The organism is Streptomyces sp. NPDC094143 (assembly GCF_040303825.1).
Classification (GTDB): domain Bacteria; phylum Actinomycetota; class Actinomycetes; order Streptomycetales; family Streptomycetaceae; genus Streptomyces.
Genome location: NZ_JBEOTZ010000027.1, coordinates 59,123 through 71,756, shown reverse-complemented (window position 1 = coordinate 71,756; position 12,634 = coordinate 59,123). Strand labels below are relative to the sequence as shown.

Annotated in this window: 13 protein-coding genes; 6 read left to right on the top strand and 7 right to left on the bottom strand. The window is 72.2% G+C overall.

Translation table 11 applies throughout. The features are described from left to right. The first annotated feature begins 43 nt into the window (after positions 1 to 43). The 4 genes from yczE to ABTZ58_RS28890 all read left to right on the top strand — a co-directional run bounded on the left by yczE (position 44) and on the right by ABTZ58_RS28890 (position 3,534). The gene (gene yczE, locus ABTZ58_RS28905; protein ID WP_351362793.1) at positions 44 to 733 is read left to right on the top strand and encodes a membrane protein YczE; all 690 of its coding nucleotides are present in this window, start codon (positions 44 to 46) and stop codon (positions 731 to 733) included. Then, positions 730 to 1,497 (top strand): glycerophosphodiester phosphodiesterase family protein, encoded by a 768-nt coding sequence (locus ABTZ58_RS28900; RefSeq protein ID WP_351362790.1) that lies wholly within the window; start codon positions 730 to 732, stop codon positions 1,495 to 1,497. The genes yczE and ABTZ58_RS28900 overlap by 4 nt, the downstream gene beginning before the upstream one ends. A 49-nt stretch (positions 1,498 to 1,546) precedes the next feature. Continuing rightward, positions 1,547 to 2,893 (top strand): MFS transporter, encoded by a 1,347-nt coding sequence (locus tag ABTZ58_RS28895; RefSeq protein WP_351362787.1) that lies wholly within the window; start codon positions 1,547 to 1,549, stop codon positions 2,891 to 2,893. Positions 2,894 to 3,159: 266 nt separating this feature from the next. Beyond that, positions 3,160 to 3,534 (top strand): RNA polymerase-binding protein RbpA, encoded by a 375-nt coding sequence (locus ABTZ58_RS28890; protein WP_003977404.1) that lies wholly within the window; start codon positions 3,160 to 3,162, stop codon positions 3,532 to 3,534. Positions 3,535 to 3,640: 106 nt separating this feature from the next. Here the strand turns inward: ABTZ58_RS28890 and fxsA are convergent, their stop codons facing one another. The 4 genes from fxsA to ABTZ58_RS28870 form a co-directional block, all read right to left on the bottom strand. Next, on the bottom strand, positions 3,641 to 4,219 hold the full coding sequence (gene fxsA / locus ABTZ58_RS28885) for an FxsA family membrane protein (protein ID WP_351362784.1): 579 nt from the start codon (positions 4,217 to 4,219) through the stop codon (positions 3,641 to 3,643). A 99-nt stretch (positions 4,220 to 4,318) separates the two neighbouring features. After that, positions 4,319 to 5,149, bottom strand: coding sequence for a polyprenol monophosphomannose synthase (locus tag ABTZ58_RS28880; protein ID WP_351362781.1), 831 nt, complete (start codon positions 5,147 to 5,149; stop codon positions 4,319 to 4,321). A gap of 534 nt (positions 5,150 to 5,683) precedes the next feature. After that, a complete protein-coding gene (locus ABTZ58_RS28875) occupies positions 5,684 to 7,288 on the bottom strand; it encodes an amidohydrolase (RefSeq protein ID WP_351362778.1) in 1,605 nt (534 codons plus the stop codon). Between the two features lie 56 nt (positions 7,289 to 7,344). Then, entirely contained in the window at positions 7,345 to 7,785 is a 441-nt protein-coding gene (locus ABTZ58_RS28870; RefSeq protein WP_351362775.1) for an Lrp/AsnC family transcriptional regulator, read from the bottom strand. Positions 7,786 to 8,054: 269 nt separating this feature from the next. Here ABTZ58_RS28870 and ABTZ58_RS28865 point away from each other — a divergent pair, with 269 nt between their 5' ends. After that, positions 8,055 to 8,489, top strand: a complete 435-nt coding sequence (locus ABTZ58_RS28865) for a hypothetical protein (protein WP_351362772.1) — start codon at positions 8,055 to 8,057, stop codon at positions 8,487 to 8,489. 377 nt (positions 8,490 to 8,866) lie between these two features. Here ABTZ58_RS28865 and ABTZ58_RS28860 read toward each other — a convergent pair whose 3' ends face one another. Further along, positions 8,867 to 10,039, bottom strand: a complete 1,173-nt coding sequence (locus ABTZ58_RS28860) for an acyl-CoA dehydrogenase (protein ID WP_351362770.1) — start codon at positions 10,037 to 10,039, stop codon at positions 8,867 to 8,869. Between the two features lie 332 nt (positions 10,040 to 10,371). Here ABTZ58_RS28860 and ABTZ58_RS28855 point away from each other — a divergent pair, with 332 nt between their 5' ends. Next, a complete protein-coding gene (locus tag ABTZ58_RS28855; protein WP_351362767.1) occupies positions 10,372 to 11,637 on the top strand; it encodes a glycoside hydrolase family 18 protein in 1,266 nt (421 codons plus the stop codon). A gap of 66 nt (positions 11,638 to 11,703) precedes the next feature. Here the strand turns inward: ABTZ58_RS28855 and ABTZ58_RS28850 are convergent, their stop codons facing one another. Together ABTZ58_RS28850 and ABTZ58_RS28845 are read right to left on the bottom strand one after the other, a co-directional pair. Further along, the gene (locus ABTZ58_RS28850) at positions 11,704 to 12,360 is read right to left on the bottom strand and encodes a TetR/AcrR family transcriptional regulator (RefSeq protein ID WP_351362764.1); all 657 of its coding nucleotides are present in this window, start codon (positions 12,358 to 12,360) and stop codon (positions 11,704 to 11,706) included. Between the two features lie 75 nt (positions 12,361 to 12,435). Further along, positions 12,436 to 12,594: an SCO1431 family membrane protein gene (locus ABTZ58_RS28845; RefSeq protein ID WP_351362761.1), complete on the bottom strand. Its 159-nt coding sequence runs from the start codon at positions 12,592 to 12,594 to the stop codon at positions 12,436 to 12,438. Between the last annotated feature and the right edge of the window lie 40 nt (positions 12,595 to 12,634).

Genomic DNA, 12,634 nt, shown 5'->3' with positions numbered 1-12,634 from the left:
GGATTGGCCCTGGATGGCCGCTCCATCCACGCCACAGGGTGTCATGCATCAGTCCACTACCACCACACGGGGGCACATCATGGCCACGCGGGGACATCTCGCCCGGCGGCTCGTTCAGCTCTACGCCGGTCTCGCGCTGTACGGCGCCAGTTCGGCCCTGCTGGTCCGGTCCGGGCTCGGGCTGGAGCCGTGGAACGTGCTCCACCAGGGCCTCGCCGAGCGGACGGGACTGTCGATCGGAGTCGTCCTGACGATCGTGGGCGCCGCCGTGCTGCTCGCGTGGATCCCGCTGCGCCAGCGCCCGGGCCTCGGCACGATCTCCAACGTGCTGGTGATCGGCATGGCCATGGACGCGACCCTGGCCCTGGTCCCCGACGTTCACGGCTGGGCGCTGCGCGTGACCCTGATGACGGCCGGGATCGTCCTGAACGGCGCGGCGACCGGCCTCTACATCGCCGCGCGCTTCGGCCCGGGCCCGCGCGACGGCCTGATGACCGGCCTGCACCAGCTCACGGGCGTGTCGATCCGCCTGGTGCGCACGGGGATCGAACTCACGGTCGTGGCGACCGGTTTCGTCCTGGGCGGCACCGTCGGGGTCGGCACCCTGCTGTACGCGCTGTCCATCGGCCCGCTCGCCCAGCTGTTCCTGCGGGTGTTCGCCGTCCCCGCGGCACCCGTCGGCGGCACGGTCGTTGCCACCGGTCAACCCGAAGGGGCGATACTGCGTCCGTGACCCCGCGGATACGCCATCCCTACCTCGATCATCCCGGCCCGATCGCCTTCGCCCACCGGGGCGGGGCCGCGGACGGCCTGGAGAACACCGTGCGGCAGTTCCGTGTCGCCGTCGAGGCCGGCTACCGGTACATCGAGACCGATGTGCACACCACCCGGGACGGCACCCTCGTCGCCTTCCACGACACGACCCTGGACCGGATGACCGACGGCGCGGGCCGGATCGCCGACCTGCCGTGGTCCGAGGTGCGTCAGGCGCGCGTGGCGGGGCGGGAACCCGTACCGCTCTTCGAGGAGCTCCTGGAGACCTTCCCAAACGTGCGCTGGAACGTGGACGTCAAGGCGGAGGCCGCCCTGCTCCCCTTCCTCGACCTGGCCGGCCGGACCGGCTCCTGGGACCGGATCTGTCTCGGCTCGTTCTCCGAGGCACGGGTGGTGCGCGCCCAGCGCCTCGCCGGCCCGCGGCTGGCCACCTCGTACGGCACCCGGGGCGTGCTCGCACTGCGGTTGCGCTCCTGGGGGCTGCCGGCGTCCGTGCGCCGCTCGGCGGTCGCCGCGCAGGTGCCGGAAGTCCAGTCCGGCATCCAGGTCGTCGACCACCGCTTCGTCCGCGCCGCCCACGCGCGCGGGCTCCAGGTGCACGTCTGGACGGTCAACGACCCCGAGAGCATGCACCGGCTCCTCGACCTCGGGGTGGATGGCATCATGACCGATCACATCGACACGTTGCGCGAGGTCATGGAGGACCGCGGCGTCTGGGTCTGAGACCCCGGGCCGGGCGCCTTCGCGCGTTCACGGGGAAGCGAGGGCACGGGTGGGCACCGACACCGTGCGGACACCGCCCGCCGACGGGGCGGCTCTCAGACGCGAGCAGCGCGGCTGGTACTTCTACGACTGGGCGTGCTCCGTCTACTCGACGAGCGTGCTCACCGTGTTCCTCGGCCCTTATCTGACGTCGGTCGCCGAGTCGGCCGCGGACGGCGACGGATACGTCCACCCCCTCGGCGTCCCGGTGCGCGCCGGGTCGTTCTTCGCGTACTCGGTCTCCCTGTCGGTGATCGTGGCCGTGCTGGTGATGCCCCTGGTGGGCGCCGCCGCGGACCGCACCGGCCGCAAGAAGCCGCTCCTCGCGGCCGCCGCGTACACGGGCGCCGGGGCGACGACGGCCATGTTCTTCCTCGACGGCGACCGCTATCTGCTCGGCGGCGCCCTGCTGATCGTCGCCAACGCCGCGCAGTCCGTGGCGATGATGCTCTACAACTCCTACCTGCCGCAGATCGCCCCGCCCGAGCAGCGGGACGCGGTGTCCTCGCGGGGCTGGGCCTTCGGGTACGCGGCGGGCTCGCTCGTCCTCGTCGCCAACCTGGTGCTCTACACCGGCCACGACCGCTTCGGCGTCTCGGAGAGCACGGCCGTGCGCATCTGCCTGGCGTCGGCCGGCCTGTGGTGGGGCGCCTTCGCACTGATCCCGCTGACCCGGCTCCGCGACCGCCGGTCCCCCACCCGGGGGGCGGCGGCCCTGCCGGGCTTCCGGCAGCTGGCCGCGACCGTCCGCGACATGCGCCGCCACCCGCTGACCCTCGCCTTCCTGCTCGCCTACCTCGTCTACAACGACGGCATCCAGACGGTGATCTCCCAGGCCTCGGTCTACGGCTCCGAGGAACTGGACCTCGGACAGTCCACCCTGATCGGCGCCGTCCTGCTGGTGCAGGTGCTGGCCGTGGCGGGCGCCCTGACGATGGGACGGCTGGCCCGGGCCTACGGCGCCAAGCGCACGATCCTCGGCTCGCTGATCGCCTGGACGGTCACGCTCGCGGCCGGATTCTTCCTGCCCGCCGGGGCGCCGGTGTGGTTCTTCGTCCTGGCCGCCGGCATCGGCCTGGTCCTCGGCGGCAGCCAGGCGTTGTCCCGCTCCCTGTTCTCCCACCTGGTCCCGCCCGGCAAGGAGGCCGAGTACTTCTCCGCCTACGAGCTGAGCGACCGGGGCATGAGCTGGCTCGGCCCGCTGCTGTTCGGGCTCACCTACCAGCTCACCGGGAGCTACCGGGACGCGATCATCTCGCTGGTGGTCTTCTTCGTCCTGGGATTCGCCCTGCTCGCGCGGGTGCCGGTACGGCGTGCGATCGAAGAAGCGGGGAATCCGGTTCCTGACAGGATTTAGCACTCGACGCGAAAGGGCTGTAGTGTACGCGTTTGGCCTGCCAGGCGGACCGTTACTGCGCGTCAAAGATATCGAAACGCTGGGTTACATTTGCTAGCAGATGTGACAAACCGGGCGCTGGTGGGTACAACAAGGGCGGCTACGACGGCGACGCATGACCCGGAACGGGACTCGGAACGGGAATCTTTACCGCCGACCGGACGTTGACCGGATGACGACGACAGCGACACCTGTCCTGTGGGCGACAAGCCCGGGAGGCACGATTCATGAGTGAGCGAGCTCTTCGCGGCACGCGCCTCGTGGTGACCAGCTACGAGACGGACCGCGGCATCGACCTGGCCCCGCGCCAGGCCGTGGAGTACGCATGCGAGAAGGGGCACCGCTTCGAGATGCCCTTCTCGGTCGAGGCGGAGATCCCGCCGGAGTGGGAGTGCAAGGTCTGCGGGGCCCAGGCACTCCTGGTGGACGGCGACGGCCCGGAAGAGAAGAAGGCCAAGCCCGCGCGTACGCATTGGGACATGCTGATGGAGCGGCGTACCCGTGAGGAACTCGAAGAGGTCCTTGAGGAGCGTCTGGCGGTTCTTCGCTCCGGTGCGATGAACATCGCTGTTCATCCCCGGGACAGCCGCAAGTCGGCCTAGGTCCCCGCAAGGCCTGGCGGATCGATCAGCGCACATCGGTAACCGCGGGCGCCGTACGAACAGTACGGCGCCCGCGGTTTTTCATGCGGTGGTGCTCATGGCCCGGTCAGTGGGTCAGCGGCGGGCGCGGCTGCTCGGTGGCGCCGCCGCCCGGCTCGTCCCGGACGACCTCGCCCTGGACGACCTTGCCGTCCGGGCGGTACATGCGGGCCTGCTGGAGGGCGCCGCCCAGGGTGCCCGGGTCGGCCTCGCGGAGCTTGCGCTCGAAGGTGCGCTCGGCGGAGCGGCTCACGGCCTTCTGGACCGGGGGCAGCAGCAGGAGCAGGCCCACCGTGTCCGACAGCAGACCGGGGATCATCAGGAGCAGGCCGCCCAGCATCATCAGGCCGTTGCCCTCGCTGTCGGGCCGGGCCGCCGCGGGCATCACACCGCTCTGCTGCTGTTGCAGCGCCTCGGAGAGCCTGCGGAAGGCCCGCCGGCCGGCCCGCTTGATGACCACCGAGCCGAGGACGAGGCCCGCCAGCAGGAGCAGGAGGACCAGCAGGCCGTTCGACGCGCCGGCGACCAGCGTGAGCAGCCAGATCTCCAGCACGAGCCACGCGGCGATGCCCAGCGGCAGGAACGTGCGCAGCCTTGAGCGCCGGGGCCGGGCGGGGTGGCTGGGAGTCTGAGCGCCAGTCGTCATGGCTCCAGTGTGCCTGGCCCCGGCTCAGCACGGGATAAGGCCTCTGCACGGGACAAGGCCCCGATCAGGCGTTCCTGGGCGCGCACGGGCCCGGGACGGCTACGGCTCCGACGGCTTGGCACCGCGTTCGGTGACGGACGGTCTGGCGACGCGCCCCGTGACCTTGCCGACGCGCTCCCCCACACCCCACGCCGTGACCCGCCACAACGCCTCGACGAGGATGTCGCGGCTCATCTTGGAGTCGCCGAGTTCACGCTCGACGAAGGTGATGGGTACCTCCACCACCTGGTAGCCGGCCTTGACGGCACGGCGGGCGAGGTCCACCTGGAAGCAGTAGCCCTGCGAGGCGACCTCGTCGAGGCCGAGCCCCTCCAGGGTCTCGCGGCGGAAGGCGCGGTAGCCGCCGGTGATGTCCCGCAGCGGCAGGTCGAGCGCCAGCCGGGAGTACAGGCTGCCGCCCCGGGAGATCACCTCGCGGGACTTCGGCCAGTTCACCACCCGGCCGCCCGGCACCCAGCGCGAGCCCAGCACCAGGTCGGCGCTCTTGAGGGCGGTGAGCAGGCGGGGCAGCTCCTCGGGTTGGTGGGAGCCGTCGGCGTCCATCTCGACCAGCACGCCGTAGTCGCGCTCCAGGCCCCAGCGGAAGCCCGCGAGGTAGGCGGCGCCGAGGCCTTCCTTGCCCTTGCGGTGCAGCACGTGGACGTGGTCGTCCGAGACCGCCAGTTCGTCGGCGAGCTTGCCGGTGCCGTCCGGGCTGTTGTCGTCGGCCACGAGCACGTGCGCCTCCGGGACGGCCTCGCGCACCCGGCCGACGATGCTCTTGATGTTCTCCGCCTCGTTGTAGGTCGGGATGATCACCAAGGCCGTGCCGAGCGGGCCGAACTTCCTCCCCTGGGCTCCTGCCGCGAGGGTGCCGTCACCGTCGTTCACTGCTGCCCCTTCATGTCCGTACGCAGGGGTCCACCATAGTGGCCCCCGCCTGCGCCGACGTGACAGGACGTTCGAATGGTGGTGCCGAATCCGCATGACAGGGGGCAGGAGCGCGCCCCGGCGGCGCGCGTACGGCGGATGGGGGCCCGGCGCCCTTCGGGCCGACCTGGGATCCGCCGGCTGCGGATCGACCCAAAGCCGTTGTCTACTGAGCGCCCGGGCCCCACCCGGGTCACACCTCCCCGACCGGCCGGAACGTTCCCTCGGCGCTGCGCCGGCCTGAGCCTGGCTCCCAGTGGCGGTGCCCCGGTGCGGCACACCGTCCGTGACCCGGCGGCGCTGCGGCGAGTGTGCGAACGCTCCCCGGTCGGGCGTCCGGTGGTGGACTCGGCCGAACCTACCGGCCCCCTGCGGCTGCCTGTCAACAGCCGTCTGACCTGCGCATTGTGCGACAAAGACCTGGTCAGTTCGGTGGATACGCAGGTCGCGCGCGGGGGGCGCGGCGCACGATCGCGTGCGCGCCACCCCCGTAGATCACTCGCCCGGCCGTACGAAGACGGTGCGTCCGCCGACGACGGTCCGCAGGCAGACGGGCAGGTCGCGGCCCGGGGTCAGGTCGGGCAGCCCCGGGGTGCCGGAACGGGGGTCGGTCGACCAGCGGGCGACACGGTCGTCCGGGGCCTGGACGACGAGTTCGCCGGTGCGCCAGACGGCGTAGTCGGCCGGGGCGCCCGGGACCAGGACCCCCGCGTCGTCCCGTCCGACGGCCCGCCAGCCGCCGCGCGTGTGCGCCGTGAACGCGGCGCGCACGGAGACGCGGTGCTCCGGCGTGCGGTGGAAGGCGGCGGCCCGGACCGTGCCCCAGGGGTCGAGCGGGGTGACCGGGCTGTCGGAGCCGAAGGCGAGCGGCACACCGGCCCGCAGCAGGGCCGCGAAGGGGTTCAGGCCGCGGGCGCGCTCCGCTCCGAGCCGCTGGGCGTACATGCCCTCCCCGCCGCCCCACAGGGCGTCGAAGGCGGGCTGGACGGAGGCGGTGAGCCCCAGTTCGGCGAAGGCGGCGATCGACTCAGGGGTGAGCATCTCGGCGTGCTCGACGCGGTGCCGGGCGGCCCGGATCCGGGCCAGGCCCACCTTCTCGGCGGCGGCTCGCACGCCCTCGACCACGGCGTCCACGGCCGCGTCGCCGATGGCGTGGAAGCCGGCCTGCAGCCCGGCCTCGGTGCAGGCGACGACGTGCGCGGCGATCGCGGTGGCGTCCAGGTACGCCCGGCCGGTGTGCCCGGCGTCGGCGTACGGCTCGTGCAGACAGGCCGTGTGCGAGCCGAGGGCGCCGTCGGCGAACAGGTCCCCGGCGGCGCCGATCGCGCCCAGCTCGCGCGCCTTGGCGACGTCCTGCTCGGCCCAGTAGCCGACGACGCGGGGTCCGGGCTCCTCGGCGGCCAGGCGCAGCAGGCCGGTGAAGTCGTCCTCGGAGGAGATCTCCGGGCCGGCGCACTCGTGGAGCGTGCCGATGCCGAGCGCGGCGGCGTGCGCCAGGGCGGCGCGCTGTGCCTCGGTGCGCTGCCGGGGCGTGACGGCGGCGAACGCGGCGGCCCGTACGGCGTGGTGGGCATCGGCCGTGAGCGGCCCGTCCTCGCGCGGTGCGCCCGGGACCAGGTCGAGCAGAGCCGTCGTGACGACCGCCGAGTGCACGTCGATCCGGCTGAGGTAGAGCGGCCGGTGGCCGGTGGCCTCGTCGAGCTCGGCCCGGGTGGGCGGACGGCCGCCGGGCCAGCGTGCGGCGTCCCAGCCGTGCCCGAGCAGTACGCGGTCCCGCGGACGGGCGGCGGCGAAGTCCCGGACGAGGGCGAGGGCGGCTTCGAGGGAGGGGGTGTTCGACAGGTCGAGGCCGGTGAGGGCGAGGCCGGTGGCCGTGGTGTGCACATGCGCGTCCGTGAACGCGGGGGTGACCAGCGCTCCATCGAGGTCGACGACCTCGTCGACCCCGTCCGCGAAGGCGTCGGCGGCACCCTCGGAACCGACCCAGGCGACCTGCCCCCGCTCCACGACCATCGCGGTGGCGAACGGATCGGCGGGGCTGTGCACCTCTCCGCGACGGAGGAGGACGGTCTGGGACGCCGGCGTAGGGGACTCACTCATGGAGCACAGTTTCACAGGCCCCGCTCGCGCACCCCGCGAAGGGGTGGAGCCGCCGGTCAGATCCTGGGCGGCCGCGCCTCGTACGGCGTGGAGAGCACCACCGTCGTCCGCGTGGACACGCCCGCCAGCGACCGCACCCGCGCCAGCAGCTCCTCCAGCTCGTGCGGGGTCGCCACCCGCACCTTGAGGATGTAGTTCTCGTCGCCGGCCACGCTGTGGCACGCCTCGATCTCCGGCACCCCGGCCAGCCGGTCCGCGATGTCGTCCGGCGCGCTCGGGTCGAACGGCTTCACCGAGATGAACGCGGTCATCGGCAGCCCCACGGCCTCCGGGTCCACGACCGCCGCGTAGCCCCGGATGACCCCCCGCTGCTCCAGCCGCCGCACCCGCTGGTGCACGGCCGAGGTGGACAACCCCGTGGCCTTGCCCAGGTCGGTGTAGCTCATCCGCCCGTCCCTGACGAGCAGCTGCACGATCTGTCGGTCCAGCTCCTCCATGGCGCAAGAACCTACAGGGCGGTTGATCTCCTCGGATACCTGAGGAGCGCAGGTCATACCCGGTTCGTGATGTGGCCGGAAGCCGACGGTCCGCCGTCCGGGGGACAAACCCGCCGCAGGGAGCACCCGCGCGCGGCATGTGACGAACGCCACAGGCCTCGAACAGTCTCCGTGATGTTCTCGTGATTACCGCCCCGGGGGGACGGGAAGTGCTTGCTGTGGTCGAGGCCGCAGTGCCTGATACGGCCCAGCCCGAGGGGGAGTACCCAATGCAGAGCCTCAAGCGCCCTGGTCGCACCGCACCCAAGCGGCCGCAGCTCGTCGTCGAGCCCGAGCCGGAGGGCGTCGAACCCGACGCGTTCGACGACGAACTCGACGCGTACGACACTTTCGAGATGTTCCGGGTCGTCTGCCCGGACTGCGCGCAGCCCATCGCCCTGCTGGCGGACGAGGAGGTGCTGCCGGAGCACGCGCTGTGCGCCTCGCCGTGGAACCCGTTCGGGCTCACGGTCTGTGCCGGCACCGGCCGCAGGGCCGCGGACGCCCGCCCGGCGGACGAGTCCGTGGATCCGCAGGAGCAGGACACCGCCCTGCTGTTGACGCTCCCTCAGGGACTCGACTGGCGCACGCAGCCCTTCTCGCACGTCGGCGGCCCGGGCTCGCGTCCGATCAGGGTCCCCGTCATGCGCCGCGACGCGGCCTGAGCGCGGACCCTCGCCGCCCGTTCGCTCCACCCCGATGACCAGCCCGCGCCACGGCACCCTGACTGCCGTGGTGCGGGCCCGGTGCGCCCGGGGCCGGGCGCACGGGGAACGCACGCCCGATTCCACCATGCGGTGACCTGTCCGGCCTCTGCCGCGTTGCCCGGGTATGACCCCCATCTCCTCAGCGACCGGGCGTCAGCGCCTCCTCTACGTCCCACCGCCCGCAGAATCGGTTCGGCCGAGTCCGCCGCGGTATCAGGACCCGCCGATCTACCGCGACCTGATGCGCGCCTGGGCCGAGCGCGGGCGCACTCTGCCGGGCCGGCACGACCCGGAGTGGATGCGGCTCGCGGCGCCCTGGCGGGGCCTGGACCAGTTCAGCGTTCCTCTGGCCCCACGAGATGGCGGGCGATGACCATCCGCTGGATCTGGTTGGTGCCCTCGACGATCTGCAGCACCTTGGCCTCGCGCATGTAGCGCTCGGCCGGGAAGTCGGCGGTGTAGCCGTAGCCGCCGAGGATCTGCACGGCGTCGGTGGTGACCCGCATCGCCGTGTCGGTGCAGTGCAGCTTGGCCATGGCCGCCTGCCGGGCGAACGGCCGGCCCGCGTCGCGCAGCCGGGCCGCCGCGAGGTAGAGCGCGCGGCCCGCCTCGATCTGCGTCGCCATGTCGGCGAGCATGAAGCGCAGCCCCTGGAAGTCGGCGATCGGCTTGCCGAACTGGCGCCGCTGCGCCGCGTACGACAGCGCCTCGTCGAGCGCCGCCTGCGCCAGGCCGATCGCGCACGCCGCGATGCCGAGCCGCCCGGAGTCCAGGGACGACAGGGCGATCGCGAAGCCCAGCCCCTCCTCGCCGATGCGCCGCGTGCCGGGGACCCGCACGCCGTCGAAGTGGACCTGGGCGGTGGGCGAGCCCTTCATGCCCATCTTCTTCTCGGGCGGCGCGGCGCTCACCCCCGGCGCGTCGCCGGGCACCAGGAAGGCGGTGATCCCGCGCGGGCCCTCCTCGCCGGTGCGCGCCATGACCGTGTAGAAGTCGGCGATGCCGCCGTGGGTGATCCAGGCCTTGGAACCGGTGATCACCCAGTCGTCACCGTCCCGCACGGCCCGGGTGCGCAGCGCGGCGGCGTCCGACCCGGAGTGCGGCTCGGAGAGGCAGTAGGCGCCGAGCAGGCCGCCGCCGAGCATCGCGGGCAGGTGCTCGACCTGCTGTTCCTTGGTTCCGTAGGCGGCGAGGGCGTAGGAGGCAAGGGTGTGCACGCTGACGCCGAGGCCGACGGTGAGGCGGGCCGCCGCGAGCTCCTCCAGGACCTGGAGGTACACCTCGTAGGGCTGGTCGCCGCCACCGTACTCGGAGTCGTAGGGCAGGCCGAGCAGGCCGGAGCGCGAGAGCAGGGTGAACAGCTCGCGTGGGAACCGGCCGGCGTCCTCCTCCTCGGCCGCCTTCGGGACGATCTCCTGCTGCGCGATGTCGCGGACGAGCGAGATCAGGTCCCGGGCCTCCTGCGTGGGCAGTTGCCGGTCCACCGGCTGCGGGGCGCGGTCGGGCATGGCGACGCTCTCCTCCCTGTCGGGCGCTGGCGGACGTGCCCAAGGGTGGGGGCGGCGCCGCCGGGTCGTTCTGGTGCCTGGCCGATGCTTGCAGTCCCGGGTCGCGGAAGCTGCTGACCAGCGGCTGTGCGCTGTGAGTATGCCCGATCGGACGCATGGCGTCACCAGTTAACGACCGCTTACTTCGAGAAAGGGCGGAGTGCGTCGGCGGCGGCGAGATTGGTCCGCACCATTGACCAACTGGTCTAGTCCTCCTACTGTTTCGCTCCACCGACTCACCGCGTTCATGCCAATGAGCGCGGCGTTCCCCTCCCCCCACGAGGAGACACCGGATGCACACCCCCCACCCCTCCCGCTTCCGGGCCATCGTGTCCGCCGCCTGTTGCGCCGTCCTCGGCGCCGGGCTGCTGGCCGGCGCGGGCACCACCGCCACCGCGGCGACCTCGGCTCAGGAGGCCGCCGCGGACGTGAAGGCCGCCCCCCAGGCCGAGGCGGCCGGCTCCAAGGTCCTCGGGTACTTCACCGAATGGGGCACCTACGACCGCAAGTACCACGTCAAGAACATCGAGACGTCCGGCTCGGGCGCCAAGCTCACCCACATCAACTACGCGTTCGGCAACGTCACCGGCGGCAAGTGCGCCATGGGCGACGCCTATGCCGCCACCGACCGGGCGTACACCGCCGCCGAGTCCGTCGACGGCAAGGCCGACACCTGGGACCAGCCGCTGCGCGGCAACTTCAACCAGCTGCGCAAGCTGAAGCAGAAGCACCCGGACCTCAAGGTGCTGTGGTCCTTCGGCGGCTGGACCTGGTCGGCCGGGTTCAGCGAGGCCGCGAAGAACCCGGCCGCGTTCGCGCAGTCCTGCTACGACCTGGTCGAGAACTCCAAGTGGGCCGACGTCTTCGACGGCATCGACATCGACTGGGAGTACCCGAACGCCTGCGGTGCCACCTGCGACACCAGCGGCAAGGACGCCTTCACGAACCTGATGCGGGCCCTGCGCGCCAAGTTCGGCTCGCAGAACCTGGTCACCGCGGCGATCACCGCCGACGCCACCCCGGGCGGCAAGATCGACGCCGCGGACTACGCGGGCGCCGCCCAGTACGTCGACTGGTACAACCCGATGACGTACGACTTCTTCGGCGCCTGGGACGCCGCCGGACCGACGGCCCCGCACTCGCCGCTGACCTCGTACGCCGGCATACCGAAGGCGGACAACCACAGCTCCGCGACCATCGCGAAGCTGAAGGGCCTCGGCATCCCCGCCTCGAAGCTGCTGCTCGGCATCGGCTTCTACGGCCGCGGCTGGACCGGCGTCACCCAGGCGGCGCCCGGCGGCACCGCGACCGGCCCGGCGGCGGGCACGTACGAGCCGGGCATCGAGGACTACAAGGTCCTCAAGACCAAGTGCCCGGCGACGGGGACGGTGGCCGGCACGGCGTACGCCAAGTGCGGCAGCGACTGGTGGAGTTACGACACCCCGGCGACCATCGCGACCAAGATGGACTACAAGAACCAGCAGGGGCTGGGCGGCACGTTCTTCTGGGAGCTGAGCGGCGACACCGCCGACGGCGAGCTCATCAAGGCCATCGAGTAGGCCCCGGGCGATCGAGGGGGCGGAGGGTCCGTGCGGACGCTCCGCCCCTTTCTCATGCGCCCGGGCTCACGCGCCCCGGCGGGCGGGTTCGGGAGCCCGGTGGGCCGGGTCCAGCTCCTCGATGGCCCGCAGGGTGCCGCCGAGCGTCTTCACCAGCAGCTCGCACATGGTCGCGCGGGGCAGATCCGGACGGTCGATCCACTCCAGCGTGGCGCCCTCGACGCTGCACACCCAGGCGAGCAGGGCCATGCGCGCCAGCGGGGTGACGTCGGCGCGGCCGTACGCCCCCTCGGCGATGGTGGCGACGACGGCCGCGCGCACCCCGTCGCGCAGGGCGTGCACCTCGGTGTCGAAGCCGACGCCGCCGCTGACGATCGTGCGGTACGCGGCCTGATGGTGCTCGGCGTAGCGCAGATAGGTGTCGACGGTGCGCTGGACCCGGTCGACCGGGGGCAGTTCGGGACCGCTCGCCGCCAGCGTGATCAGCTCGGTGACGGAGTCCTGGATGATCGCCAGGTAGTAGCCGCGCTTGGACTGGAAGTAGTAGTAGATCAGCCCCTTGGCGACGTGCGCCTGCCGGGCGATGTCGTCCATCGACAGGGCGTCGTAGGACGTGTCGGCGAACAACCTCCGCCCGATGGCGATGAGTTCGGCACGGCGCGCCGTCGAGCGCTCGGTGCCGCGGGCCCGGGGGCGCGCGGCGGGCTGGGGGCTGATATTCAATTTCGACCCTGGTCTCACGGGCGGGGGCGGGACCTTCGCAGTATGGCAGGCCCCACACCCGGGGCGTGGGTCAGGTCACAGCAGCCCGAGCTGGGTCACCAGCATCGCGACGACCACGACCAGGGTCCAGCCCATGACGTGCTCGACGATCTTCGGGCCGTCTTCCCGAGGGCCGCCGGTGCGGACGCCGGCGGCGGAGGTGGTGACGGAGGCGGTGGCGGAGTACGCGGTCATGGTTCTCGCTCGTTCGGTGGTGCGGACGGACTTCCCCCGA